The 26,397-nt window shown below is 72.7% G+C and carries 24 protein-coding genes; 17 read left to right on the top strand and 7 right to left on the bottom strand.

The genetic code is table 11. From position 1 onward, the window contains the following. Window positions 1-147: 147 nt before the first annotated feature. Both serC and AB0K25_RS15285 read right to left on the bottom strand, forming a co-directional pair. Window positions 148-1,275, bottom strand: a complete 1,128-nt coding sequence (gene serC / locus AB0K25_RS15290; RefSeq protein WP_208565628.1) for a phosphoserine transaminase — start codon at window positions 1,273-1,275, stop codon at window positions 148-150. Between the two features lie 380 nt (window positions 1,276-1,655). Then, entirely contained in the window at window positions 1,656-2,762 is a 1,107-nt protein-coding gene (locus tag AB0K25_RS15285; RefSeq protein WP_088643529.1) for a citrate synthase 2, read from the bottom strand. Window positions 2,763-2,979: 217 nt separating this feature from the next. Here AB0K25_RS15285 and pdxH point away from each other — a divergent pair, with 217 nt between their 5' ends. The 7 genes from pdxH (at window position 2,980) to AB0K25_RS15250 (ending at window position 9,105) form a co-directional block, all read left to right on the top strand. After that, the gene (gene pdxH / locus AB0K25_RS15280; RefSeq protein ID WP_363820738.1) at window positions 2,980-3,663 is read left to right on the top strand and encodes a pyridoxamine 5'-phosphate oxidase; all 684 of its coding nucleotides are present in this window, start codon (window positions 2,980-2,982) and stop codon (window positions 3,661-3,663) included. Beyond that, window positions 3,660-4,952, top strand: coding sequence for an MFS transporter (locus AB0K25_RS15275; RefSeq protein WP_357533163.1), 1,293 nt, complete (start codon window positions 3,660-3,662; stop codon window positions 4,950-4,952). Before pdxH ends, AB0K25_RS15275 begins: the two co-directional genes overlap by 4 nt. Window positions 4,953-5,020: 68 nt before the next feature. Continuing rightward, the gene (locus AB0K25_RS15270) at window positions 5,021-5,950 is read left to right on the top strand and encodes an aldose 1-epimerase family protein (RefSeq protein ID WP_208565630.1); all 930 of its coding nucleotides are present in this window, start codon (window positions 5,021-5,023) and stop codon (window positions 5,948-5,950) included. A gap of 2 nt (window positions 5,951-5,952) precedes the next feature. Continuing rightward, window positions 5,953-6,555 carry a nitroreductase family protein gene (locus AB0K25_RS15265; RefSeq protein WP_219466141.1) on the top strand — a complete coding sequence of 201 codons (603 nt, stop codon included), beginning with the start codon at window positions 5,953-5,955 and terminating at the stop codon, window positions 6,553-6,555. Between the two features lie 179 nt (window positions 6,556-6,734). Beyond that, window positions 6,735-7,040 carry a type II toxin-antitoxin system VapB family antitoxin gene (locus tag AB0K25_RS15260; RefSeq protein WP_208565632.1) on the top strand — a complete coding sequence of 102 codons (306 nt, stop codon included), beginning with the start codon at window positions 6,735-6,737 and terminating at the stop codon, window positions 7,038-7,040. A 32-nt stretch (window positions 7,041-7,072) separates the two neighbouring features. Beyond that, window positions 7,073-8,236: an acyl-CoA dehydrogenase family protein gene (locus tag AB0K25_RS15255; protein WP_363820629.1), complete on the top strand. Its 1,164-nt coding sequence runs from the start codon at window positions 7,073-7,075 to the stop codon at window positions 8,234-8,236. Between the two features lie 101 nt (window positions 8,237-8,337). Next, window positions 8,338-9,105, top strand: coding sequence for a DUF4230 domain-containing protein (locus tag AB0K25_RS15250; protein ID WP_357533170.1), 768 nt, complete (start codon window positions 8,338-8,340; stop codon window positions 9,103-9,105). Between the two features lie 431 nt (window positions 9,106-9,536). On the opposite strand, the gene AB0K25_RS15245 is transcribed toward AB0K25_RS15250, so the two are convergent. Beyond that, the gene (locus AB0K25_RS15245; RefSeq protein ID WP_363820626.1) at window positions 9,537-9,743 is read right to left on the bottom strand and encodes a PspC domain-containing protein; all 207 of its coding nucleotides are present in this window, start codon (window positions 9,741-9,743) and stop codon (window positions 9,537-9,539) included. Between the two features lie 629 nt (window positions 9,744-10,372). Here AB0K25_RS15245 and AB0K25_RS15240 point away from each other — a divergent pair. From AB0K25_RS15240 to AB0K25_RS15200, 9 genes are all read left to right on the top strand, one after another. Then, on the top strand, window positions 10,373-11,743 hold the full coding sequence (locus tag AB0K25_RS15240) for an L-serine ammonia-lyase (protein WP_357533171.1): 1,371 nt from the start codon (window positions 10,373-10,375) through the stop codon (window positions 11,741-11,743). 60 nt (window positions 11,744-11,803) lie between these two features. Continuing rightward, window positions 11,804-12,631: an ABC transporter permease gene (locus AB0K25_RS15235; protein ID WP_208565637.1), complete on the top strand. Its 828-nt coding sequence runs from the start codon at window positions 11,804-11,806 to the stop codon at window positions 12,629-12,631. After that, on the top strand, window positions 12,632-13,375 hold the full coding sequence (locus tag AB0K25_RS15230; protein ID WP_219466164.1) for an ABC transporter ATP-binding protein: 744 nt from the start codon (window positions 12,632-12,634) through the stop codon (window positions 13,373-13,375). An 11-nt stretch (window positions 13,376-13,386) separates the two neighbouring features. Continuing rightward, window positions 13,387-15,444, top strand: a complete 2,058-nt coding sequence (locus tag AB0K25_RS15225) for a DUF5941 domain-containing protein (protein WP_363820735.1) — start codon at window positions 13,387-13,389, stop codon at window positions 15,442-15,444. Between the two features lie 17 nt (window positions 15,445-15,461). Next, on the top strand, window positions 15,462-17,636 hold the full coding sequence (locus AB0K25_RS15220; protein ID WP_363820621.1) for a bifunctional glycosyltransferase family 2 protein/CDP-glycerol:glycerophosphate glycerophosphotransferase: 2,175 nt from the start codon (window positions 15,462-15,464) through the stop codon (window positions 17,634-17,636). Window positions 17,637-17,767: 131 nt separating this feature from the next. Then, entirely contained in the window at window positions 17,768-19,072 is a 1,305-nt protein-coding gene (locus AB0K25_RS15215; protein WP_357533176.1) for an ABC transporter ATP-binding protein, read from the top strand. Window positions 19,073-19,321: 249 nt separating this feature from the next. Then, window positions 19,322-19,789 carry a DUF4442 domain-containing protein gene (locus AB0K25_RS15210; RefSeq protein WP_363820618.1) on the top strand — a complete coding sequence of 156 codons (468 nt, stop codon included), beginning with the start codon at window positions 19,322-19,324 and terminating at the stop codon, window positions 19,787-19,789. A 49-nt stretch (window positions 19,790-19,838) separates the two neighbouring features. Then, the gene (locus tag AB0K25_RS15205) at window positions 19,839-20,588 is read left to right on the top strand and encodes a beta-phosphoglucomutase family hydrolase (RefSeq protein ID WP_219466175.1); all 750 of its coding nucleotides are present in this window, start codon (window positions 19,839-19,841) and stop codon (window positions 20,586-20,588) included. Continuing rightward, the gene (locus AB0K25_RS15200; protein ID WP_219466178.1) at window positions 20,585-22,957 is read left to right on the top strand and encodes a glycoside hydrolase family 65 protein; all 2,373 of its coding nucleotides are present in this window, start codon (window positions 20,585-20,587) and stop codon (window positions 22,955-22,957) included. Before AB0K25_RS15205 ends, AB0K25_RS15200 begins: the two co-directional genes overlap by 4 nt. 159 nt (window positions 22,958-23,116) lie before the next feature. Here the strand turns inward: AB0K25_RS15200 and AB0K25_RS15195 are convergent, their stop codons facing one another. The 3 genes from AB0K25_RS15195 to AB0K25_RS15185 form a co-directional block, all read right to left on the bottom strand. Further along, window positions 23,117-23,296, bottom strand: coding sequence for a hypothetical protein (locus AB0K25_RS15195; protein WP_208565644.1), 180 nt, complete (start codon window positions 23,294-23,296; stop codon window positions 23,117-23,119). 231 nt (window positions 23,297-23,527) lie between these two features. Then, window positions 23,528-23,875: a thioredoxin domain-containing protein gene (locus tag AB0K25_RS15190; protein ID WP_279632642.1), complete on the bottom strand. Its 348-nt coding sequence runs from the start codon at window positions 23,873-23,875 to the stop codon at window positions 23,528-23,530. Next, window positions 23,845-24,237: a MerR family transcriptional regulator gene (locus tag AB0K25_RS15185; protein ID WP_219466188.1), complete on the bottom strand. Its 393-nt coding sequence runs from the start codon at window positions 24,235-24,237 to the stop codon at window positions 23,845-23,847. Before AB0K25_RS15185 ends, AB0K25_RS15190 begins: the two co-directional genes overlap by 31 nt. 153 nt (window positions 24,238-24,390) lie before the next feature. Here AB0K25_RS15185 and AB0K25_RS15180 point away from each other — a divergent pair, with 153 nt between their 5' ends. After that, window positions 24,391-25,047: a dienelactone hydrolase family protein gene (locus tag AB0K25_RS15180; protein WP_208565848.1), complete on the top strand. Its 657-nt coding sequence runs from the start codon at window positions 24,391-24,393 to the stop codon at window positions 25,045-25,047. 147 nt (window positions 25,048-25,194) lie between these two features. On the opposite strand, the gene AB0K25_RS15175 is transcribed toward AB0K25_RS15180, so the two are convergent. After that, the gene (locus AB0K25_RS15175) at window positions 25,195-26,364 is read right to left on the bottom strand and encodes an AI-2E family transporter (protein WP_363820612.1); all 1,170 of its coding nucleotides are present in this window, start codon (window positions 26,362-26,364) and stop codon (window positions 25,195-25,197) included. Window positions 26,365-26,397 lie beyond the last annotated feature (33 nt).

Raw genomic sequence — 26,397 nt, 5'->3', positions numbered from 1 at the left:
CCGGCCACCCGGGCGTCCTCGCACCACCGTACGCTCATCTGCCCACAGGTGGGGGATGCGACTTGCGCATGTCGCGACTGAGCTGCGGCAATGATCACCGTGGGTGGCCGCAGCGACCGCTGCGACCACCCACCGTGACGGGTGTGACTAGAGCCGCTCGACCACGTAGTCGATGGCGGCGGTGAGCGCCTCCACGTCGGCCGGCTCCACCGCCGGGAACAGCGCGACCCGCAGCTGGTTGCGACCGAGCTTGCGGTAGGGCTCGGTGTCGACGATCCCGTTGGCCCGCAGCACCTTCGCGATCGCGGCGGCGTCCACCCCGTCGGCGAAGTCGATGGTGGCGACCACGTTGGAACGCAGCGCCGGGTCGGTGACGAACGGGGTGGCGAACGCGGCCCGCTCGGCCCAGCCGTAGACGATCCCGGCGCTCTCGGCGGTGCGCTTGGCCGCCCAGCTCAGGCCGCCCTGCGAGTTCATCCAGTCGGTCTGCTCGGCGGCCAGGAAGACGGTCGCCAACGCCGGGGTGTTGTAGGTCTGCTCCAGCCGCGAGTTGTCGATCGCGGTGACCAGGTCGAGGAAGGCCGGGATGTAACGGCCGGAGCCCTTGATCTCGGTGGCCCGCTCCAACGCGGCCGGCGACATCAGGGCCAGCCAGAGGCCGCCGTCGGAGCCGAAGCACTTCTGCGGGGCGAAGTAGTAGACGTCGGTCTCGCCGACGTTGACGTCCAGGCCGCCCGCGCCGGAGGTGGCGTCGACCAGCAGCAGCGAGCCCGGGTCGGCGTCGGCGACCCGGTTGATCGGCACCGCGACCCCGGTGGAGGTCTCGTTGTGCGGGGTGGCGTAGACGTCCACCCCGGCCTCGGCCAGCAGGCCCGGGGCGCTGCCCGGCTCGGCCTTGCGGACCGTCGGCTCACCGAGGAACGGCGCGTCCTTGACCGACTTGGCGAACTTCGCGCCGAACTCGCCGAAGCTGGCGAACTGGGCCCGGTCGCGGACCAGACCGAAGGTGGCGACCTCCCAGAAGGCGGTGGCGCCACCGTTGCCGATGATCACCTCGTAGCCCTCGGGCAGGGAGAAGAACTCGGCGATGCCCTTGCGCAGCCGGGCGACCTCGGCGCGGACGGTCTGCTGCCGGTGCGAGGTGCCCAGGTAGCTGGTCGCCACGTCGGCGAGTGCGGACACCGCCTCCGGACGGACCTTGGACGGCCCGCAGCCGAACCGCCCGTCGGCGGGCTTGATGTCGTCGGGAATCCGGATGGTCGGTGCGTCAGCCACGGTTTTCTCGATCCTTCCGCATGGGGCTAGGGCGGGCCCTTCACCAGGCGCGGGACTGCCGGCGGACGGGTGCGCGGGGCGCACCACGTGGCCGGGTCCGTGCCCGGTCCGGCGACACTGCCGGCCTTCATCCTCGCACCTGCGGTGGCCCGGATGCCGGCTGGTCCCAGGCCCGGACCTGAGGCGTCGGCCACACCGCTGCGTGATCAACGGCCGGTCGCCGGCCGGGCCGCTCCTGATCGTCCACCCGTCGCCGACCGGCCGGCCGGTGGTCGCGGTCGGCCGGGTCGCGCGTCGCCGGGTCGTCCGTCCGGCCGGACCCGGGTGACACGCGCGGGGGCGTCGACCGGTCGGTCGACGCCCCCCCGGTGCGAACGGGATCAGACGCCGTGCGGGATGGCGTCCCAGCCCTCGACCTGCTGCGGCTTGCGGGTGCCCGGGCCGACGTACCGGGCCGACGGGCGGACCAGCCGCTGGAGCTTCTTCTGCTCCAGGATGTGCGCCGACCAGCCGCCCATCCGGGCGCAGGTGAACATCGAGGTGAACATGTGCGCCGGCACCTCGGCGAAGTCGAGCACCACGGCCGACCAGAACTCGACGTTGGTGGCGAGGACGCGGTCCGGGCGGCGGGCCTGGAGCTCGGCCAGGGCGGCCTTCTCCAGCGCCTCGGCCACCTCGAAACGCGGTGCGCCCAGCTCCCGGGCGGTGCGCCGGAGCACCCGGGCGCGCGGGTCCTCCGCCCGGTAGACGCGGTGGCCGAAGCCCATCAGCCGCTCGCCCCGGTCGAGGACGCCCTTGACGTACCCCTCGGCGTCACCGCTGCGCTCGACGGCCTCCAGCATGGTGAGCACCCGCGACGGGGCACCACCGTGCAGCGGGCCGGAGAGCGCGCCGATGCCCGACGAGATGCAGGCCGCCGCGTCGGCCCCGGTGGAGGCGACGATCCGGGCGGTGAAGGTCGAGGCGTTCAGGCCGTGCTCGGCGGCCGAGATGAAGTACGCGTCGACGGCCTTGACGTGCCGGGGATCCGGCTCGCCCCGCCAGCGCTTCATGAACCGCTCGACGATCGTCTCCGCCTTGTCGATCTCCTTCTGCGGCACCGCCGGCAGGCCCAGGCCACGCGCGGACTGGGCGACGAAGGAGAGCGCGGTGACCGAGACCCGGGCCAGGTCGGCGCGGGCCTGGGAGTCGGAGATGTCCAGCAGCTGACTGAGCCCCCAGTACGGGGCGAGCATCGCGACCGCGGACTGCACGTCGACGCGGATGTCGCCGGAGTGCACCGGCACCGGGAACGGCTCGGCGGGCGGCAGGCCGGGGCCGAAGCGCCCGTCGACCAGCAGCGCCCAGACGTTGCCGAAGGAGACCTGACCGATCAGATCCTCGATGTCCACGCCCCGGTAGCGCAGCGCGCCACCCTCGCGGTCCGGCTCGGCGATCTCTGTCTCGAAGGCCACGACGCCTTCGAGGCCCGGTTTGAAGTCGGCCATGTCGTCTCCTGGCTTCTGGCTCGGTGCGCCCGCCACGGGCTCGGTCCGGCCCGGTACCTTAGGCGACCCTCAGGGATGTGTTCTCGCCATCTTGCCTGGTGAGTAACCAAGCGCGCGACCCACCGCGACTGTGCTGCACGCGACATCCCCGCCGCTGGACGCCGGGGCGCTCTCCGTGAGACTGATCAGTGGGCTGGCCAGCGTCTCCAGACGCCGGATGCCCGGCGAGAGGGAGAACGACGTGACGGGCGACACACCCGCCCTGGCGGCGATGCGCAACGAGTACGCCGCCGACCGGGGCCTTTCCGAGCCGGACCTGGCCGCCGACTGGCCCACCCAGTTCGGCCGCTGGCTCGCCGACGCGGTCGCGGTCGGGCTGCCCGAGCCCAACGCGATGGTCCTCGGCACCGCCGACGCCACCGGCCGGCCCAGCGGCCGGACCGTGCTGCTCAAGGAGTACGACCCGCAGGGGTTCGTCTTCTTCACCAACCACTCCTCGCGTAAGGGCGTCGAGCTGGCCGCCAACCCGTGGGCCAGTCTGGTCTTCCCCTGGTTCGCGATGCAGCGGCAGGTGGTGGTGACCGGTCGGGTGGAGCACGTCGACCGGGCCGGGACCGAGGCGTACTTCGCCAGCCGGCCGCGCGGCTCCCAGCTCGGCGCCTGGGCCAGCACCCAGTCCGAGGTGGTGCCGGACCGGGCCGCGCTGGAGGAGGCGTACCGGGCGGCGGAGCAGCGTTTCCCGGCCGGCACGCCGGTCCCGGCGCCCCCGCACTGGGGTGGGTTCCGGGTCCGGCCGCAGACGGTGGAGTTCTGGCAGGGCCGGGCCGGTCGGCTGCACGACCGGCTGCGGTTCCGTGGGGTCGAGGGGGGCGGCTGGGCCGTCGAGCGGCTGGCCCCGTGACCGCCGTCAAACCGGCCCGTACGGGTCGGGCCCGGCGGCTGGCCATCGACCTGCGGCCGCTGCGGGTCCCCGCGTACCGCCGGATGTGGCTCGGCAACACGGTGGCGATGTTCGGGTTTCAGTTCACCGCGGTCGCCGTGCCGGTGGAGATGTACGCGCTGACCCGGGACTCGTTCTGGGTCGGGCTGCTCGGGGTGGCCGGGTTCCTGCCGCTGCTGGTCTTCGGCCTCTGGGGCGGGGCGGTGGCCGACGCCCGGGACCGGCGGCGGGTGCTGCTGGTCGGCTCGGCGCTGCTCTGGGTGTCGATGCTCGGCCTGCTCGGGCACGCGCTGTCCGGCCTCGGCAGCCCGGTGCTGCTGCTGGCGTTGGTGACCGTGCACTCGGTCGCGTTCGCGATCAGCTCGCCGGCCCGCTCGGCGATCCTGCCCCGGCTGCTCCCGCCCGAGCTGGTCCCGGCGGGCACCACCCTGAACTACACCACCTTCACCGCCGCGTCGGTGGCCGGCCCGCTCGCCGCCGGCCTGGTCTTCGCCACCTTCGGCACCGGCACCGGGCTGCCCGTCGCCTACGCGGCCGACGCGCTGCTGTTCACCGCGCTGGTGGTGGCGACGGTCCGGCTGCCCGCGATGCCCCCGGCCCCACCGGCCGAGGGGGAGGCGCGTCGGGGTGGCCTGGCCGGCATCCTCGACGGGTTCCGCTACCTGGCGACCACACCGGTGCTGCTCTCCTCGTTCGCCATCGACCTGATCGCGATGATCCTGGCCATGCCCCGGGCGCTCTTCCCCGAGGTGGCGCAGGAACGGTTCGGCGGCGGGGCGGCGGTGGGGTGGCTCTACAGCGCCATCGCGATCGGCGCGATGCTGGGCGGCCTGACCTCCGGTTGGATCGGCCGGCTGCGGCGGCAGGGGCTCGCCCTGGTGGTGGCGGTGGTCGGCTGGGGGCTGGCCATCGCGGCGGCCGGGCTGGCCCGCCAGCTCTGGCTGGTGGTGCTGCTGCTCGCGGTGGCCGGGGCGGCGGACCTGGTCAGCGCGGTGCTGCGGCAGTCGATGCTGCTGGTCTACGCGCCGGACCGGATGCGGGGCCGGCTCCAGGGGGTCAACACGGTGGTGGTGGCCGGCGGGCCACGGCTGGGCGACCTGCGGGCCGGGGCGATGGCCGCCGGGTTCGGTGGTGGCGTCGCCTGGGTGGCCGGCGGGCTGTTCTCGGCCGGGCTGGCGGTGCTGCTGGTGGCGTGCTTCCCGGCCCTGCTGCGCTACCGGGCCGGCTCGGTGACCGAGGACCGCCGCTGACCGCACGCCAGGTGGGACGGGCCAGCCGGGTCCGGCGGGCGGGCCAGGGCACCGACTAGGGTCACGACATGGACAACGCCATGCACCGGCCGCCCTCGGGGACACAGTGGACCATCGCCGCCGACGGCCACGAGGCCGTCATCGTCGAGGTCGGCGGTGGGGTTCGGACGTACCGGCGCGACGGGGTGGACTACCTCGACGGGTACGCCGAGGACGAGATCAGCCCCGGCAGCGCCGGACACGTGCTGGCCCCCTGGCCGAACCGGATCAGGGACGGGAAGTACACCTTCGGGGACCGGTCGTTGCAGCTCGACCTGACCGAGCCGACCCGGGGGGTCGCCCTGCACGGCCTGGTCAACTGGGTGCGCTGGCAGCTGATCGAGGAGTCCGCCGACACGGTCACCCTCGGTTACGACCTGCCGCCGACCCCGGGTTACCCGTGGTCGTTGCGGCTGCGTACCCGGTGGAGCGTCGGGGCGGACGGGTTGCGCGGCGAGCACGAGGTGACCAACACCGGGGGCGAGGCCGCGCCGTTCGGGTTCTCCGTGCACCCCTACCTGCGGCTGGCGGGGGTCGCGGTGGACGACCTCACGATGCGGTTGCCGGCCCGCAGCCGGTTGCAGGTCGACGCCCGGCTGCTGCCGATCGGGGCGACCCCGGTGGCCGGCACCGAGTACGACTGGACCAGCCCCCGCCCGATCGGTGCCGCGCAGCTCGACCTCTGTTTCGGTGACGTGATCCGGGACTCCGACGGCGGCTCGTCGGTGACCCTGACCGCCCCCGACGACGCGGACGGGGTGCACCTCTGGGCGGACCGCGAGTTCGGCTGGTGGCAGGTCTTCACCGGTGACGCGCTCACCGGTGAGCGGCACCGCCGGTCGGTGGCGGTGGAGCCGATGACCTGCCCGCCCGACGCGTTCCGGTCCGGCCGGGACGTGATCGCGCTGGCCCCGGGGGAGACCTGGCGGGGCAACTGGGGCATCCGGCCCGGGGTCTGAGCATGGAGTTCGGCGAGGTGGTCCGGCGTCGCCGGATGGTCCGCAACTACGACCCGGACCGGCCGGTCCCGCCGGAGGTGGTGGACCGGCTGCTCGACCACGCGGTCCGGGCGCCGTCGGCGGGCTTCGCCCAGGGCTGGGGTTTCCTGGTGCTGGAGGAGCCGGCGGACCGGGAGCGGTTCTGGGCGGCGGCCACCCCCTCGGGCGGTGGCCGCGACCGGTGGCTGGCGGGGATGCGCCGCGCCCCGCTGATCGTGGTGCCGCACGCCAACCGGTCGGTCTACCTGGAGCGGTACGCGGAGCCGGACAAAGGGTGGGCGGACCGTTCGGAGGACCGCTGGCCGGTGCCCTACTGGTACGTCGACACCGGCTTCGCCGCGCTGCTGATGCTGCTCACCGCCGTGGACGAGGGGTTGGGGGCGTGTTTCTTCGGCATTCCGCCCGACCGGTTGGCGGCGTACCGGGAGGCGTTCGGGGTGCCGCCGGATTACCATCCGATCGGCGCGGTCACGGTGGGTTACCGCTCGGCTGACCATCGGTCACCGTCGCTGCGGCGGGGGCGTCGGCCGGTGGACGAGGTGGTCCGGCGCGGTCGGTGGAGTTGATGCCGGTTCGTACCCTGCGCAGTGGGTGACGGAGCGAGAGAAACCGACAACGGGGAGCAAAACGCGGTGTGGCAGGGGCGGATAGGCTGGCACCGTCATCGGTGCCGCACGGCGCGGCACCTCGGCGTGACCCGGCACCACGCCGAGGGTCGGCCTGACCACGGGGAGGGGAGCGTGCCGTGATTTTCCGAGCGGTCCGGGACGGGCGTCCCTACCCGGAACACAACCTGACTCTCAAACAGTGGGCGGAGATCCCACCGCGCCCGCTGCGGCTCGACCAGCTCATCACCACCAAGCGTGAGCTGGCACTCGACAAGCTCCTCGCCGAGGACTCCACCTTCTATGGCGACCTGTTCCCGCACGTGGTCGAGTGGGGCGGCGGCCTCTACCTGGAAGACGGCCTGCACCGGGCGCTGCGGGCGGCGTTGCAGCAACGCAACCAGATCCACGCCCGGGTGCTGGTCTACACCGGCCAGCCCGAGTGACGCCCGCCTGAACACTCGTTAAGGTGGCGGCCATGGGCACCGTACTGGACCTGCTGGACGTCGACGCCTTGCTGAGCGAGGAGGAACGGCAGATCCGGGCCGTCGTCCGCCGGCTCGTCGACGACCGGGTCCGCCCGCACGTCGCCGGCTGGTACGAGGACGGCCACGTCCCGGCGCGCGAGCTGGCCCGGGAATTCGGCCGGCTCGGCCTGCTCGGCATGCACCTGACCGGGTACGGCTGCGCCGGCGCCCCGGCCGTCGCGTACGGGCTGGCCTGCCTGGAGCTGGAGGCCGGCGACTCCGGCGTCCGCTCCCTGGTGTCGGTGCAGGGTTCGCTGGCCATGTACGCCATCTGGCGCTTCGGCAGCGAGGACCACAAGCAACGCTGGCTGCCCGCGATGGCCGCCGGCGAGGCGATCGGCTGCTTCGGCCTGACCGAGCCCGACCACGGCTCCGACCCGGCCTCGATGACCACCCGGGCCCGCCGCGACGGCGACGACTGGATCCTCGACGGCGCGAAAATGTGGATCACCAATGCGCCGATCGCCGACGTCGGGGTGATCTGGGCCCGCACCGACGAGGGGGTGCGGGGTTTCCTCGTACCGATGGACAGCCCCGGGGTGACGGCGCGGGAGATCCGCCGCAAGATGTCGCTGCGCGCCTCGGTGACCGGCGAGATCACCCTCGACGGGGTCCGGCTGCCGGCGGACGCCCTGCTGCCGGCGGCGGTCGGGCTGCGGGCGCCGCTGAGCTGCCTGACGGAGGCCCGGCAGGGCATCGTCTGGGGGGCGCTCGGCGCCGCCCGCGACTGCCTGGAGACCACCCTGGCGTACGCCGCCACCCGCACCCAGTTCGGCCGGCCGCTCGCCGGGTTCCAACTCACCCAGGCCAAACTCGCCGACATGGCCGTGGAGTGGAACAAGGGACTGCTGCTCGCCCTGCACCTGGGCCGGCTGGCCGACGCGGGAACACTGCGACCCGACCAGGTCAGCGTGGGCAAGCTGAACAACGTGCGGGAGGCGCTGGCGATCGCCCGGCAGTGCCGGACGATCCTCGGCGCGAACGGGGTGTCCGGCGAGTACCCGGTGATGCGGCACGCCAACAACCTGGAGAGCGTGCTCACCTACGAGGGCACCTCCGAGATCCACCAGCTGGTCATCGGGCAGCGGCTCACCGGGCTGTCCGCCTTCGGCTGACGACCGCCCGTCACCCGTTCGGGGCGCTCGCCGCGCGCGCGTCGCACGGTGGCCGTACCGTCATCGACAGAGGCACGTGTCTGACGAGGACGGTGAGGGCGATGGCCCGCGACGGTGAGACCCCCCAGAGTGAGTTCCCCGGCTACCCGACCGCCGACACACTGCGTACCCGGTCGGGCGACCCGGTCGACCCCGACACCCCACCGGCCGACCCGCCCCGCACCGGTGGCGGCCCGGCCCGGGGGCTGCTCTGGGTGCTCGGCGCGGCGGCGCTGGTCGTGGTGGTGCTGCTCGGTACGCAGGTGACCGGGCTCTTCCCGGACTTCCGCAACCCGTTCGCCAAGGAACAGACCGACCGCAGCCAGCCGCCGCTGCTCAAGTCGATCCAGGACCTCAGCCGCTACGTCGCGGCCGAGGGCAACTTCCAGGTCGTGGTCGACCTCCAGAACGACCGTAAGAACGTGCCGGAGTTCCTGCTCAACCAGCGGACCCTCTTCGTCGGGGCGGGCAGCGTCGAGGCGTACGTGGACTTCGGCAAGATCGGCGAGGGGGCGGTGGTGCCGTCCGCCGACGGTAAGTCCGTCGAGATCAAGCTGCCCGCGCCGCAGCTCGGCCAGACCAACCTCGACATGGACAAGAGCTACGTCTTCGCCGAGGAGCGCGGCCTGTTCAACCGGATCGGTGAGCTGGTCCAGGGCGACCCCAACCGGCAGCAGCAGGTCTACCGGATGGCCGAGGAGCGGATCACCACGGCGGCCCGGGACAGCGGGCTGGCCAAGCGCGCCGAGGAGAACACCCGCAAGATGCTGGAGGGCCTGCTCCGCTCGCTCGGCTACGAAAAGATCACCATCACCTACACGGCCCCCTGACCCGCAGCGCCCCCACCGTCCGCGCCCCGGCCAACCCGCAGCCCCTCACCGCAAGCGCACAGCACCACGCCCAACGGCGACCCCGGCGACCCCGGTGCCCCCCCGGTGCCCCGGCTGATCCCGGTGATCAAGAGGTTTACGTCATTCTTGATCTTCAAGTTGACGTAAACCTCTTGATCACCGCGTGTAACCCCATCTGCACGCTGTCGACGGGTGATTGATCGGGTGGGGGCTTGTGGATGTCGATGGGGTTGGTGTCAGGGAGTGGGAACGCCAGGATGCCGCCTCCCTGGGACGGGAGGCGGCATCCACGGTGACCGGGCGACGCCCGGCGCGGCGGCAGCGATGCGATCTTCGTCGGGCGGCGCGGCGGCAGCGATGCGCCTCGTCGGGCGGCGGCGTTACGGTCTTCGTCGGGTGGCCCGGCGCGGTCAGTAGGTGGTGGTGGCGTAGCGGTCCTCGTTGGGCATCAGGATCCACAGCACCAGGTAGACGATCACCTGCGTGCCGGGCAGCAGCAGGGAGAGCAGGAACAGCAGCCGGACCAGGGTGGCCGAGGTGTTGAACCGGCGGGCCAGGCCGGCACAGACACCGGTGAGCATGCGCCCCTCGCGGGGTCGGACCAGTTTGCGACTCATCGTCTAACTCCACTCTGCGGCGATCCGCCGCGCTGCATTCCACGGTAGGAAGGGGTGGCCACCTTGCCCTCCGCCCCGAGAGTGATCCGGTGACCCCGTACCCGTAGGTGGTTACCCGAGTCGGCCCCGGCTGATGCCCCGGGCGCTGCCCGCGCTGCCTGGCCGTTGCCCGCGCTGCCTGGCCGTTGCCCGCGCTGCCTGCGTTGCCCGCCGTTGCCCGCGCTGTCTGGCCGCTGCCCGCGCTGTCTGGCCGCTGCCCGCCACAGCCCGCGCCGCCTACCCCGGCCGTTCGGGCACCAAGATCACGCTCGATCCTGGTTGTAGTGGCCTCGCCCAAGGCGCAGGGATGCCACTACAACCAGGATCGAGCACGATCTTGGTGCGGGGTGCGGGGTGCGGGGTGCGGGGTGCGGGGTGCGGGGTGCGGGGTGCGGGGTGCGGGGTGCGGGGTGCGGGGTGCGGGGTGCGGGGTGCGGGACGGGAAGGGGCTGGGGTGGGGTGGGCGGGTAGGCTCGCCGGTCGACACCGCCCCCACCCCGGGCGGGATCAGCAGGTCACCGGCGGACCCCGGGCGGCCACGGACCCGGCCCGGACCCGGCACCACCGGGCGACGGCGAGGAAGCGCAGCGATGATCAGTGTCTTCGACCTTTTCAGTGTCGGTATCGGGCCGTCCAGTTCCCACACGGTGGGCCCGATGCGGGCCGCGCGTACCTTCGTCGCCGGGCTGAAGGCCGACGGGTTGCTGCACACCGTCACCCGGGTCCGGGCGGAGCTGTTCGGTTCGCTGGGTGCGACCGGTCACGGTCACGGCAGCGACCGGGCGGTGCTGCTCGGGCTGGCCGGTGAGAGCCCGGAGACGGTGGACACCGACAGTGTCGGCCCCCGGGTCGCCGAGGTCCGCACCCGGCGTCGGCTCGCCCTGCCCGGTGGCCAGGAGATCGACTTCGAGCCGGACCGGGACCTGGTGCTGCACCGCCGCCGGTCGCTGCCGTACCACCCGAACGGGATGACCTTCGTGGCCTGGGACGCGGCCGGGGTCGAGGTGCGGACCCGGACGTACTACTCGGTCGGTGGCGGGTTCGTGGTGGACGAGGCGGCGGCCGGGGCGGACCGGATCACGTCGGACACCACGGCCGTACGGCACCCGTTCTCGACCGGCGCCGAGCTGCTGGACGTCACCGCCGGCACCGGCCTGTCGATCAGTGCGGTGATGCTCGCCAACGAGTTGTCCTGGCGCAGCGAGGCGGATGTCCGGGCCGGGTTGCTGGGCATCTGGCGGGTGATGCGGGAGTGCGTGGCCCGGGGTGGCGAGCGGGACGGGGTGCTGCCGGGTGGGTTGCGGGTCCGTCGTCGGGCCGCTGAGCTGCGCCGCAGCCTGGAGGCCGACGCCGGCTCGACGGACCCGCTGCGCGCGATGGACTGGGTGACCCTGTTCGCGCTCGCGGTCAACGAGGAGAACGCCGCCGGTGGCCGGGTGGTGACCGCTCCGACGAACGGTGCGGCCGGGATCATCCCGGCGGTGTTGCACTACTACACCCGGTTCGTGCCGGGGGCCTCCGACGAGGGGGTGGTGCGGTTCCTGCTGGCCGCCGGGGCGATCGGGGTGCTGTTCAAGGAGAACGCCTCGATCTCCGGGGCGGAGGTGGGCTGTCAGGGTGAGGTCGGGTCGGCGTGTTCGATGGCCGCCGCCGGGCTGGCCGAGGCGCTCGGCGGCACCCCCGAGCAGGTGGAGAACGCCGCCGAGATCGGCATGGAGCACAACCTCGGGCTGACCTGCGACCCGGTCGGGGGGCTGGTGCAGATCCCCTGCATCGAGCGCAACGCGGTGGCTAGCATCAAGGCGATCACGGCGGCCCGGTTGGCGTTGCGCGGCGACGGGGTGCACCACGTCTCGCTCGACAAGGTCATCAAGACCATGCGCGAGACCGGGGCGGACATGAAGGTCAAATACAAGGAGACGGCACGCGGCGGCCTGGCCGTCAACGTGATCGAGTGCTGAGGGGGCGTTCGTTCACCGACTGCTAACCTGTCGTCCGTTGTTGTCAGGCGGGAGGCGACGGTGACCGCAGGCGTCACGGCGTTGTGGTCGCACCGCAACTCGCTGCGCATCCTGGTCAGACGCGATCTCGCGGTGAAATACCAGCAGTCCGTGCTCGGTTACTTCTGGTCGCTGATCGAGCCGCTGGGGATGGGCGCGATCTACTTCTTCGTCTTCGGGGTGCTCTACTCCGGGCCGACCAACCGGCACCTCGGCGAGGCCGCCGGGTCGTACCCGCTGTTCCTGATCACCGGCATCTTCGCCTGGATGTGGACCAGTTCGGCGTTGAGCGAGGCGACCAATGCGCTGACCGGGCAGTCCCGCCTGATCACCACGATGAACCTACCCCGGCAGGTCTTCCCGATCGGCCGGGTCACCGGCCGGTTCGCCGAGTACGTCGCGGGCCTGCCGATCCTGCTGGCCGTCGCCGCCGTCTACGCCGTACACGGCCGGATCGAGCTGGGCTGGTCGCTGCTGAGCCTGCCGCTGGCCGTCGCCGTGCAGGGCACCCTGCTGGTCGGGCTGGCCCTGCTGCTGTCGGCGGTCAACGTGTTGATGCGCGACGTGGAACGGTTCATGCGGCTGGTCATCCGGGTGCTGTTCTACGCCACCCCGATCATCTATCCGTTGAGCCTGGTCCGGGAGTCCGGCATGCCGGCCTGGGTGAAGGTGGCGTACGAGCTGAACCCGCTGGTCGGCATCTTCCAGCTCCAGCACGCCATCTGGTACCCGGACGAGTTCCCGGACGCCCGGCTGCTGACCACCACGATCGCCGGCAGCCTGCTGGTGCTGGTGGCCGGCTGGTGGGCGTTCCGCAAGCTCGAACCGGCCGTGCTGAAGGAACTCTAGGTGCCGCCGATCATCGAGGCGCAGGGTCTCGGCATCCGTTTCGTCCGCAACCGGCGTCGGCAGTTGCGGCTGCGGGAGTTGTTCATCCACCGGGGCGGCCGGGCCACCACCGCCGGTCAGTTCTGGCCGCTGCGGGACGTCTCGTTCACCGTCGCGCCGGGCGACACGCTCGGTGTGATCGGGCGTAACGGCACCGGCAAGAGCACCCTGCTGCGGCTGATCGCGGGGGTGCTGATCCCCGACGAGGGGCGGATCACCGTCCGGGGTGACGTCGCGCCGCTGCTGGAACTCTCCGCCGGGTTCTCCAACGACCTGACCGGTCGGGAGAACCTCTATCTGGTCGGCGGGCTGCACGGACTGTCCCCGGGCTACCTGCGGCGACACTTCGACGACATCGTGTCGTTCGCCGGTGAGCAGGTGGAACGGGCCATCGACACGTCGGTGCGGCACTACTCGTCGGGGATGAAGGTCCGGCTCGGGTTCGCGATCATCTCGCACCTGCCGCACCCGATCCTGCTGATGGACGAGGTGACCGCGGTGGGCGACGCGGAGTTCCGCCGGAAGTGTTATTCGACGATCGACCGACTGCTCGCGGAGGGGCGCACCTTGGTGCTGGTGTCACACAACGAGAAGGATCTGACCCGGTTCTGCCGTCGGGGGCTCTACCTCGACGGCGGGCGGTTGACCGTGGACGGGACGGTCGCGGAGGCGCTCGACGCGTACCACGCCGCGGTGCCGAGGTGACCCTGGCGATCGTGCTCGCCGCCGGTGCGCCGGCCGCGGGCCCCCCCACCGGCGCGGGCGTACCCCTGGCCGACCGGCTCGCCGACCAGTTGCGCCGGGCCGGGGCGGACCGGGTGCACACCGTCGCCGGTCTCGCCGAGCTGGCCGCCCTGGTCGACACCGTCACCGGTCCGGTGCTGGTCACCGGGGGCGACCTGGTCGCGCACACGGCCGTACTGCGGCATCTGGTGACCAGCCCGGTCGGCCCGACGGTGGCCCTGGTGCTCACCGACGCGCCGGCCGCCGGTCAGACGGTGGTCCGCGAGGAACGCGGCCAGGTGGTCGACGCGGGCCCGGAGCTGGCCGACGCCACCGGCGTCTTCGGCGGCGCGGTGCGGGTCGGGGCGGACGACCTGCCGACCCTGGCCGCCGCGGCCCGCGCCGCCGCCGGCCCGGCGTCGCCGCAGGCCGTCCACGGCCCGCAGGCCGCCGATGGCCGGGTGGCGGGGCAGGCCGCCCACGGCCAGGTAGTGGTGCAGGCCGCCCACGGCCCGGTAGCGGGGGGCGTGGCCGGTGCCGCCGTGGACCGGCTGTTCGCGGCGCTCACCGACCTCGGCACCCTGACCTTCGCCCACCGGGTACGCCTGCTCGTGGCGCACCGGGTCACCGACCCGGCCGGCCTGGCCGCCGCCGAGGCGGCCCTGGCCGGGGTGGACGAGGACCGGGCGGAGCTGCGGCTGTCGGTGAAGGAACGCGACGACTTCTTCACCACCTACTTCGTCAGCACCTGGTCGCCGTACGTGACGAAGGCGTGTGCCCGGCTGGGTCTGACGCCGACCGGGGTCACCATGATCTCGGTGTTGTTCGCGGTGGTCGCGGCGGTGCTCTTCGGCGCGGGTGGCCGGGTCGCCCTGGTGGCCGGCGCGGTGCTGCTCTACCTGGGTTTCGTGCTCGACTGCGTGGACGGGCAGTTGGCCCGGTACACCAGGCACTTCAGCGCCTGGGGCGGCTGGCTGGACACGATGGCCGACCGGGCGAAGGAGTACCTGGTCTACGCCGGGCTGGGCTACGGCGCGACGCACGCCGGGTTCCGTTACGGCTGGGCGTTGGCGATCGCCGCGATGACGTTGCAGACCGTCCGGCACATGACCGACGCCTGGTACGGGGTGCTGCACGACGAGGCGGCCCGGCGACCCCGCCCGGCCACCCCGACCGCCGGGGGGATCGGCGGGAAGCTGAACGCCGCCTCGACCCGGGTGCAGGCGGACACCGGCTCGGTGTCGTACTGGCTGAAGCGGACGGTGGTCTTCCCGATCGGTGAGCGGTGGGCGTTGATCGCGGTCACCGCCGCGCTGTTCGGGCCGCTGGTCAGCCTGGTCTCGGTGCTGGTGTGGGGGGTGCTGGCGTTCGGTTACACGGGCGCGTTGCGGACCTTGCGGGCGCGCTGGATGTGGGTGCCGGTGCTGGACACGGTCGACGCGACGTTGCACCGTGACGACGGGCCGGTGGCGGCCCGGTTGCCGGTGGTCCGCCCGATGGGCCCGTTGACCCTGGCGGTGCTCGGGGTGCTCGGGCCGGCGGTGCTGCTGGTGGTGGGGTTGTTCCGGGCGGCCGGCGACGGTGATCCGGGCGGTCTGCGCTGGTGGCTGCCGGTGGCGCTGCTGGTGTTGCTGGTGGCCGGGTTGGGTGCGGGTGCGGCGCACAACGGGCCGCTGGACTGGCTGGTGCCGGCGGCGTTGCGGGCCGGCGAGTACCTGTTCGCCGCCGTGGTCGGGGTGGTCGGCGGGGTGCCGGCGTGGCTGCTCTTCGGGTACGTCTTCGTGCTGACCGTGCACCACTACGACCTGACCGCCCGGTTGGAGAAGCGGCAGGTGGCCCCGCCCCTGCACCGGTGGACGCTGGGCTGGGAGGGGCGTTCGGTGCTGTTGGCGGTGGCGGCGATCGCCGGATTTGCCAGCCCTGTAATGGCTACACTCGGTGCGTACCTTCTGCTGGTGTTCGTGGCAAGTGTCGTGCTGGCCTGGGTCGTCCTGCCGGCCCGCGCGAGCCGGGCGGCGGCCGTACCCGTGCGGGGTGGTTCGCCGGGCTGACGACAGGGGCGGGGCGGATGACGCTGATCAGCTTCGTCGTACCGGCCTTCCGGGTGCAGGGTTACCTGCGCGAATGCCTGGACTCGCTGCTCGGCCAGCCGGTGCGGGACATCGAGGTGATCGGGGTCGACGACGGCTCCCCGGACACCTGCGGCGACATCCTCGACGAGTACACCGCCCGTGACCCCCGGGTCCGGGCGCTCCGCCTGCCACGCAACGTGGGGCTCGGTCCGGCCCGCAACGCCGGGCTGGACCGGGCCACCGGCGAGTACGTCTGGTTCCTCGACGGCGACGACTGGCTCGCCCCCGACTGCCTGCCCGAGGTCGCCGACCGGCTCACCGCCACCCGTCCGGACGTGCTGCTGGTCGACCACGTCCGGGTGCACTGGGACGAGCGGGCCACCCGCAGCGCCCTGTCGGAGGTGTTTCCCGAACCGCCAGGCGCGGCGACGTTCCGCCTGGCGGAGCGGCCGGAGGCGCTGCGCCTGCTGCACACCGCCTGGAACCGGCTGGTCCGCCGGGAGTTCCTCACCGGCCTCGGGCTGCGTTTCGCCCCCGGCTGGTACGAGGACGTCGCGTTCAGCTACCCGGTGCTGCTGGCCGCCGGGCGGATCGGGGTGCTCGACCGGGTCTGCGTCAACTACCGGCAGCGCCGGGCCGGTGCGATCACCCGGACCCTCGACGACCGGCACTTCGAGGTCTTCGACCAGTGGCACCGGGTGTTCGGGTTCCTCGACGAGCGGCCCGACCTGGCTGAGCTGCGACCGGTGGTCTTCGAACGGATGATCTGGCACTACCTGACCGTGCTCGGCAACGGCGACCGGATCGCCCCGCAGCTGCGGCCGGCGTTCTTCCAGCGGATCACCGCCGACCACCGGCGGTTCCGACCCACCGGAGGCTATCCGGTGCCGGACGGGTGGGACGGGCTCAAGCACCGGCTGGTCGCCGCCGGCAGGTGGCGGACGTTCAGCGCGCTGCGTACCGCCAACCAGGCCCGGGAGGTCGCCCGCAGCGCCGGTCGGCGGGCCCGGCCGGTGGCCCGGCGCACCGCCCGGCTGGCCCGGGACGCGCTGCTGCACGAGTGCTACCGGGCCGAGATGCGCCGGCCGATCGACCCGACGCTGGCCGTCTACGCCGCCTACTGGTACCGGGGTTACGCCTGCAACCCGGCGGCGGTGCACGCCGCCGCCCGCCGGCTCGCCCCGCAGGTACGCGGGGTGTGGATCGTCCGCCGGGACCGGATCGACACCCTCCCGCCCGGCACCGAGTACGTCGTGGCCGGCACCCTCGACTGTCAGCGGGTGCTGGCGCGGGCCCGTTGGCTGGTCAACAACGTCAACTTCCCGGACTTCGTGCGTAAGCGCCCCGGTCAGGTGCACGTGCAGACCCACCACGGCACCCCGGTCAAGGTGATGGGGCTGGACCAGCAGCGGTACCCGCTCGGTGCGGTCGGGATGGACTTCGCGGGGCTGCTGCGCCGGGTGGAGCGTTGGGACTACAGCGTCAGCTCCAACGCGTTCTCCACCCAGATGTGGGACCGCGCCTATCCGGCGGACTACGTCCGGCTGGAGGTGGGCTACCCGCGCAACGACCGGCTGGTCACCGCCACCACCGAGGAGGTGGCTGCGGTGCGGGCCCGGCTCGGCGTCACCCCGGACGAGCGGGTGGTGCTCTACGCGCCGACCCACCGGGAGCACCTGCCCGGTTACCGGCCGCCGTTCGACCCGTACCGGCTGCTGGAGGTGCTCGGGCCGGCCGGGCGGTTGCTGGTGCGCAGCCACTACTTCCACGACCGGCAGGGCCGGGCCCGGCGGCGGGCCGGGGGTCGGGTGGTCGACGTCAGTGACGTCGCCAGCGTGGAGGACCTCTATCTGGCGGCCGACGTGCTGGTCACCGACTACTCGTCGGCGATGTTCGACTACGCGGTGCTGGACCGGCCGATCGTCATCTACGCCCCGGACCACGACGCCTACCGGCTGGCCCGGGGGGTCTACTTCGACGTCACCGCCGAGCCGCCGGGGGAGGTCGCGCTGACCTTCGACGAGCTGTGTGCGGTCTTCCGTTGCGGCGCGGTGACCGGGGAGTCGGCCGAGCGGGCGCGGCAGGCGTTCCGGGAGCGGTTCTGCGGTTGGGACGACGGGCACGCGGCGGAGCGGGTGGTCCGCCGGGTCTTCCTGGGGGAACCTGGGTGATCCGGGCGGATCGCCGTACTGGCCCGTAATAGGGCTGTCATCAGTCGAACATGGCACGTTTACCCGATGTGCTAACCCGATGATGCTCGTCACAGTCAACCCGGGGTTCGGCCAAGCTGGGGGAGGAGACGGTGACCACCGTCGCGTTGAAGGACGTCACAAAGGTATTCCCGGATGGGACAGTTGCCGTCGACAACGTCAGTCTCGACGTCGTCGACGGTGAGTTCATGGTGTTGCTCGGCCCGTCCGGTTGCGGAAAGTCGACCGTGCTGCGGATGATCGCGGGACTGGCGGAGCCGACCACCGGCGCGGTGATGCTCGACGGTGAGGTCGCCAACGACCTGCCGCCGCGCGACCGGAAGATCGCCATGGTCTTCCAGGATTTCGCGCTCTACCCGCACATGACCGTCGGTGACAACATCGGCTTCCCGCTCAAGCTGTCCGGGGTGGAGCCGGTGCCCCGGGGCGAGCGGGTACAGGACGTGGCCAGCGCGCTCGGCATCGGCGACGTGCTCGGCCGCAAACCGAGCCAGCTCTCCGGCGGCCAACGGCAGCGGGTCGCGATGGGTCGGGCGATCGTCCGCCGGCCGGGGCTGTTCCTGATGGACGAGCCGCTGTCGAACCTCGACAGCGGGCTGCGGGCGGAGCTGCGTGCCGAGATCTCCGCGCTGACCCGCGAGCTGGGCGTCACCACCATCTACGTCACCCACGACCAGGCCGAGGCGCTGACCATGGCCGACCGGGTGGCCATCATGCGCAAGGGCGTGCTCCAGGACGTCGGCACCCCCACCCAGGTGTACGGCCGGCCGGCGACCCTCTACGTCGCCGCGTTCCTCGGCAGCCCCCGGATGAACCTGCTGGAGGCGTCGGTCTACGTCCACCTCGACCGGTACGTCACGCTCACCCTCGGTGACCAGGCGCTCTACCTGCCGTGGGACGACATCCGCAGTCGGGCCGTGGCGCACTACCACGGCGAGCGGATCGTGGTCGGGATGCGGGCCGAGGCGCTCACCCCGGTCGCCCCGGACACCCCCGGTGACGTGCTCCAGGGCCGGGTCCGTTACCTGGAGCACCACGGGCACGAGTCGCTGGCCTTCCTCGACATCGGCGCCACCGCCATCATGGTCGACGAGATGAGCGCCCCCGCTGAGGACGCCGCCTCGGGCCAGCGGGGACTGCGCCGGTTCGGCCAGGTCATGTCCCGGCTCACCGGGCGGGCCGGCGAGCCGGAGGAGGTCGAACGGACGGCCGGCGACAACCGCACCAGCGTGCTGAACGACCCCGGCCGCCACCACCGCCGCCCGGCCGAGCTGGCGGTCCGGCTGGCCCCGTACCCGGCGATCTCGGCGGGGCACCCGATGGCGGTGGCGGTCCGGATGGACGCCCTGCACTTCTTCGACGAACGCGGCGACCGCATCGACGTCGGCTGGCGCTGACCCCACCCTGCCTTCTCCTACCCCACCCTGCCCCCGGCGCTGCTCTGCCCCTGGCGCTGCGCGCAACTTCGTGGATGTAGTGGTCTCCGCCCGCCTGGATGCCGCTATTTCCAGGGAACTGTGTGGATCATGAGGTCGTGGCAGTCGACCGGGGCGGGGGTGCGCGTGGGTCGACCGGTTCTGGCGGGGTGGTGGTCGGGGGTCGGCAGGTGCTGGTGGGGGTTTTTACCGGCGGGTAACCTCGGGGTCATGACCATCGACTCCCGCGAGGTGGCGGCCGGGGTGCTCCGGGCCGTCCCGTTCGCCCGCACGCTCGGCTTCGAGATCGTCGAGGTCGCGCCCGAGGCCGAGGGTGGGGTCCGGGCGGTCGTCCGGCTGCCCGACTCGCCGGCCACCCACAACCACGTCGGCGGCCCGCACGCCGGGGCCATGTTCACCCTCGGCGAGACCGCCTCCGGCGCGGTGGTGATGGCCGCGTTCGGGCAGGTGCTCGACCGGGCCGTGCCGCTGGCCGTGCGGGCTGACATCGCGTACCGGCGGGTGGCGATGGGGGAGGTGCGGGCCACCGCGCGGCTCGGTCGCACCCCGGCCGAGGTGCTCGCCGAACTGGACGCCGGGCAACGCCCCGAGTTCCCGGTCGCGGTGGAGATCGGCACCGCCGACGGCACCGTCACCGCCACCATGACCGTCCTGTGGACCCTGCGCCCGCACCGCTGACCCGCGTGGCGGGGGTTTGCCCGGTGGGGGCGGTGGATAGATTCGTAGCGTGCTGGGCCTACCTGCTCATGTGACCGCCTGCCTCTTCGACCTCGACGGCGTGCTGACCCAGACCGCCAAGGTGCACAACGCCGCCTGGAAACAGACCTTCGACGACCTGCTGCGCCGGCACGCCGAGGCCGGCGGCGAACCGTTCCGGCCGTTCGATCCCGGCCCGGACTACAACCGCTACGTCGACGGGAAACCGCGCGCCGACGGGGTGCGCTCGTTCCTCGCCTCCCGGGGCATCACCCTGCCCGAGGGGAGCCCTGACGACCCGCCCGACGCGGACACCGTCAACGGCGTCGGCAACCGCAAGAACGTCGTCCTGCTGGACCGGATCCACCACGACGGCGTCGAGGCGTACCCGGGCTCGGTGGCCTACCTGAAGGCGGCCGAGCAGGCCGGGTTGCGCCGCGCGGTGGTCTCGGCCAGCGCCAACTGCCGCGACGTGGTCGCCGCCGCCGGCCTGGAACCCCTGCTGGAGGTACGCGTCGACGGGCTGGTCGCCCGCGCCGAGGGGTTGCGCGGCAAACCGCACCCGGACACCTTCCTCGCCGCCGCCGAGCTGCTCGGGGTGGCCCCCGCCGACGCGGCCGTGTTCGAGGACGCGCTGGCCGGGGTGGCCGCCGGGCGGGCCGGTGGCTTCGGGCACGTGATCGGGGTGGACCGGGCCGGCCAGGCCGACGAGCTGCGCGCCCACGGCGCCGACGTGGTCGTCACCGACCTCGCCGACCTGCTGACCGGGCCGGCCGCATGATCCGGGAACGCGCCTATCCGGTCGAGCCGTGGCACATCCGGGAGACCCGCCTCGACATGGACGTGCTGGCCCAGTCCGAGTCGGTGTTCGCGCTCTCCAACGGTCACATCGGGCTGCGGGGCAACCTCGACGAGGGTGAGCCGCACGGCCTGCCCGGCACCTACCTCAACTCGTTCTACGAGCTGCGTCCGCTGCCGTACGCGGAGGCCGGGTTCGGGTTCCCCGAGTCGGGGCAGACCATCGTCAACGTCACCAACGGCAAGCTGATCCGGCTGCTCGTCGACGACGAACCCCTCGACCTGCGCTACGGCGAGCTGCTCAGCCATGAACGGGTCCTCGACCTGCGGGCCGGCACCCTGCACCGGGAGATGCACTGGCGCTCGCCCGCCGGCCGGGAGGTGAAGGTCCGCAGCACCCGGCTGGTCTCCTTCACCCAACGGTCGGTCGCCGCGATCCACTACGAGGTGGAGGCGGTCAGCGGCCCGCTGCGGCTCATCCTCCAGTCCGAGCTGGTCGCCAACGAGAACCTGCCGGCGCAGAGCCGCGACCCCCGGGTCGCCGCCGTGCTGGAGTCGCCGTTGCAGGCCGAGGAGGAGCTGACCACCGACGACGGCGGGCTGCTCATCCACCGCACCAAGGTCAGCGGGCTGCGGGTGGCCGCCGGGATGGGCCACGACGTGGACGCCCCGGGCAAGACCACCATCGAGTCCGAGGGGTACGAGGACTGGGTCCGGACCACCATCGGCTGCGTGCTCCAACCCGGCGAGACGATGCGGGTGGTCAAGTTCTTCGCGTACGGCTGGTCCAGCCGACGCTCGCTGCCCGCCCTGCGCGACCAGGTCGGCGCGGCGTTGGCCGCCGCCCGGCTGACCGGCTGGGACGGGCTGCACCGGGAACAGCGCGAATATCTCGACGGGTTCTGGGACGCCGCCGACGTCCGGGTCGAGGGGGACCCGGAGGTGCAGCAGGCGGTCCGGTTCGGACTGTTCCACGTGCTCCAGGCCGGTGCGCGGGCCGAACGCCGGCCGATCTCCGCCAAGGGGCTCACCGGCCCGGGCTACGACGGGCACGCGTTCTGGGACACCGAGATGTTCGTCCTGCCGGTGTTGACGTACACCCAGCCGGGCGCGGTCCGCGACGCCCTGTACTGGCGGCACGCCACGCTGGAGCAGGCCCGGGAGCGGGCCCGCACGTTGAACCTGGCCGGGGCGGCGTTCCCGTGGCGCACCATCGAGGGCCCCGAGTCCTCGGCGTACTGGCCGGCCGGCACCGCCGCCTTCCACATCGCCGCCGACATCGCCGACGCGTTGCGCCGCTACGTCCTGGTCACCGGTGACGATCAGCTGGAACGTGACATAGGTCTGGAACTGCTGGTGGAGACCGCCCGGCTGTGGCGCTCGCTGGGCCACCACGACCGCAACGGCCGGTTCCACCTCGACGGGGTGACCGGCCCCGACGAGTACACCGCCGTCAAGAACGACAACATCTACACCAACCTGATGGCGCAGCGGAACCTCCTCACCGCCGCCGACTGCGCGATGCGCCTGCGCGACGAGGCCCTCGACCTGGGGGTGACCGAGGAGGAGGCGGCCGAGTGGCGGGACGCCGCCCAGGCCATGCACGTCCCGTACGACGAGGACCTCGACGTGCACGAGCAGGTGGAGGGCTTCACCCGGCTCCAGGAGTGGGACTTCGCGCACACCCCGACCGAGAAGTACCCGCTGCTGCTGCACTACCCGTACTTCGACCTGTACCGCAAGCAGGTGGTCAAGCAGGCCGACCTGGTGCTGGCGATGCACTGGCGGGGGGACGCCTTCACCGACGCGCAGAAGCTGCGCAACTTCCTCTACTACGAGCGGCGTACCGTGCGCGACTCGTCCCTGTCGGCCTGCACCCAGGCGGTGCTCGCCGCCGAGGTTGGGCACCCCGAGCTGGCGCACAGCTACCTGAGGGAAGCCGCGCTGATGGACCTGCACGACCTCAACGAGAACACCCGCGACGGCGTACACATGGCGTCGTTGGCGGGGGCCTGGATCGCGTTGGTGGCCGGGTTCGGTGGGCTGCGCGACCACGACGGCGAGCTGTCGTTCGCCCCCCGGCTGTCCAGCGGGTTGAGCCGGTTGGAGTTCTCGTTGCAGTGGCGGTCGATGCGGCTGCGGGTGGACGTCCGGCCCCACCAGACGACCTACTCGCTGCGCAACGGTGGCCCCGACACGGCCCTGGAGCTGCGACACCACGGGGAGACCGTCCGGGTCACCTCCGCCGCGCCGGTCACCGTACCCGTGCCGCAGACCCACGAACGGACCCCCGCGCCGGAACAACCACCCGGCCGGGCCCCGCTGCTGCGCCTTCCGGAGTCCCGCGCCTGATCCCGTCCGGCCCGGCCCGGCCGGGTCGTGCCCGTCGACCGGTCGTGTCCGGTCGTGCCGGACCGGTTCGATCGTGGAGAGTTCTTGTCGCGGGAGCGACAAGAACTCTCCACGATCACGTGCCTGGTGCCCTCCCTCGACCCCGAAGGCCCCCGGGGCTCAGAACTGGGGGCCGTCGGAGGGGCGGCCACCGGCATCGCGCGGTGCGACCGCCCGTGGGTCGTCCGGGGTACGCGCCTGAGCCGCCTCGTCCGCCCAGTCGAGGTTGCGCTCGGCGTCCTGTTCGGGGCGTTCCTGCTCGATGGTCCGGGTCTGCTGACGTGTCTTCCGCTTGGCCATGGCGAACCTCGTGATCCGTGCGGGGCGCTGCTGCGCCGGTGCCGACGTCACGCGCGTCTTCCCGCCCGCCGCCCCCGCAAACGCCGTCCCCGCTCGCCACCGCCACCCTGCTACCGCCCGCCGACGTCGCCGGCCACCGCCATCGCCATCGCCCGCCGACGTCGCTGTGCCCCTACCACCGCCGCGCGCCGACGTCGCCGGACAGCGCCGTGGACGCCGCCGGTCCGGTGTTCAGGCGTCGAGGTGGCGGGTGAAGGCGAGCCGCAGGTGGTTCTTCGGACGGGCGCCGACGATCGAGCCGACCACCTCACCGCCGACGAACACCAGCATGGTGGGCAGCGACATCACCCCGTAAGCCCGGGCGGTGGCGGGGTTGGCGTCGGTGTCCACGGTGACCACCCGCAGCCGGTCGCCGAACTCGTCGGCCAGCTCGGCCAGGTGTCGTGAGGTCCCCACGCAGGGCGGGCACCAGTCCGCCCAGAAGTCGACCACCACCGGCCGGTCGGCGGCGAGCACCGTGTCGGCGAAGGTCGCGTCGGTGACGGCGGTCAACTGTCCCGCTGCCGTGTCCTGAGGCATGTTTCCTCCCGTTGGATGATCGCCTGGGTGAGTTGGTCGTGCAGCTGCCGCCGTACCGTGCCCAGCTGGTCGAGGTAGGCGTCCACCTCGGCCAGCTTGCGACGCAGCACGGCGACCGAGTCCGGGCAGACGTCCCCGGAGGCGTGGCCGGCCCGCAGGCAGGCCACGAACGGCCGGATGTCGTCGAGGTCGAAGCCGACCGCCAGCAGCGCCCGGATCTCGTGCACCACCCGCAGCTCCGCCTCGTCGTACACCCGGTAGCCGTTGGCCGAGCGGCGTGGCCGGACCAGCCCGCGCGTCTCGTAGTACCGCAGCGTGCGGGTGCTCGTTCCGGCCCGTTCCGCCAGCTCACCGATCAGCATCCGACCTCCTCGGCGGAGTTCCTGGCGTCACGCTAGACCTTGTCGCCGGTGTCAAGGCAACGGGCGGACGCGGCGCGGGTGGGGGCGGCGTGGGTGAGAGCGGTCGCCGGGCGGGTAACCGCCACCGACCGCACGGCGGAAAGGAGCAACACCATGGGGGTACGCGCCGAGGCGACGGTGCCGCTGCGGGACGCCCGGTTGCCGGCCGACGTCGACGGGCCGGACGACGCGGTGGGAGTGGTGCTCTTCGCCCACGGCAGCGGCAGCTCCCGGCACAGCCCACGTAACGTGGCGGTGGCCCGGGTGCTGCAACGCCGGAGGCTGGTGACGGTGCTGGTGGACCTGCTCACCGCCGAGGAGGATGCGGTCGACGCCCGTACCGCCGAGCTGCGCTTCGACATCGAACTGCTGGCCGGTCGGCTCGCCGGGACCGTCGACTGGCTCGCTGCCGAACCGGCGCTGGGCCGGCTGCCGGTCGGCCTGTTCGGGGCGAGCACCGGTGCGGCCGCCGCCCTGGTGGCCGCCGCCGCACGTCCGCAGCGGGTCGCCGCAGTGGTGTCCCGGGGTGGTCGACCCGATCTGGCCGGGCCGGCCCTGGCCGGGGTACGTGCGCCGACGTTGCTGCTGGTGGGCGGCCTCGACGAGCAGGTGATCACGCTGAACGAACAGGCCGCCGGGCTGCTGACCGGCCCGCACGAGTTCCGGGTGGTGCCCGGTGCCACCCACCTGTTCGAGGAACCGGGCACCCTGGACGAGGTCGCCGACGCCGCAGCCGACTGGTTCAGCCGCCACCTCCCCGTCCCGGCCTGACCGCTCCCACCGTGACGATCCTGGGTGGCTGTACCGCTGACGATCGTGCTCGATCCATGGTGCGGCGGGCTCGGATCAGGCGGAAGCCGCTACGACACGGATCGAGCACGATCGTGGCCCGACGGTGTGGGGTGCCGGATCGGTGGGTCAGGCGGGGGTGGCGGGTGACTCGTCGTCGTGGCGGTGGTGCGGGCGGTCTTCCGGCGGGGCCGACGCGACCTGCTCCCGGTGCCGTTGGACGGTGTCGACCACCCGGTAGGCGACCGCCGCGATCGGCACCGAGACGAACGCCCCCGCGATGCCGGCGATCAGGGTGCCCGCCGTGACCACCACCAGGATCACCGCCGGGTGCAGCTGCACCTGCCGCTTCATGACCAACGGCTCCAGCAGGTTGCCCTCGATCTGCTGGACGGCGATCACCGCAGCCAGCACCAGCAGCGCCGTGGTCGGACCGTTGGCGGCCAGCGCCACCAGCACGGCGACCGCGCCGGCGACCGTCGCCCCGATGATCGGTACGAAGCCGCCGAGGAACGTGATCAGCGCCAGCGGCAGCGCCAACGGCACCCCGAGCAGCACCAGCGCCAGCCCGATGCCGAGCGCGTCGATGGCCGCGATGAGCATCGTGCCCCGGCTGTACGCGCCGAGGGTGCGCCAACCGGCCCGACCGGCCTCGGCGGTCACCGCCCGGTTCGGGCCGGTCATCCGACGCAGCACCCAGTGCCACATCGACCGGCCGTCCTTCAACAGGAAGAACAGCAGTACCAGGGCGAGTAGGGCGGAGCCGACCGCCTCGGCCGCCGTACGGGCCCCGCCGACCGGGTCCGGGGCGCTGCCACCCAGGCCGTCGCGGACCTGCTGGACCAGCTTGTCGAGTTGGGCGTCACTGACCGGCAGGGTCCCGGTGACGAAGTCGCGGGAGCGTTGCAGACCCTCGTCGAGCTGCTGGCTCAGCTCCCCGAACTGGGCGGCGGTCAGGTTCCACACCAGCACACCCACCCCGACCAGCACCCCGAGCAGCAGCAGGACGCTCAGCAGCGCGGCGAGCGCGGCCGGTACCCGCAGCCGGCGCAGGGCCAACAGCACCGGGTCGAGCAGCGCGGTGAGGAAGAAGGTGACCGCCACCGCGATCGCCAGCGGCGCGAGCAGCACCGCCACCTTCCCCAGCAGGTAGCACCCGAACACCACGACCACCAGGCAGGCGCTCCAGACCACCGCCGTGCGGATCAGCCAGGGCAGCGCCGCCCAGGCCTGCCGTGGGGTGGGGCGGGCACCCGCAGCCGTCACTTCGGGCGTACGCCCGGTACCGTCCTCGACCACGTCGGATCCTCCTCGGTCTCGGCGGGGTCGATA

Source organism: Micromonospora sp. NPDC049257 (genome assembly GCF_040678915.1).
Classification (GTDB): domain Bacteria; phylum Actinomycetota; class Actinomycetes; order Mycobacteriales; family Micromonosporaceae; genus Micromonospora; species Micromonospora antibiotica.
This window is presented reverse-complemented; position numbering and strand designations above follow the sequence as displayed.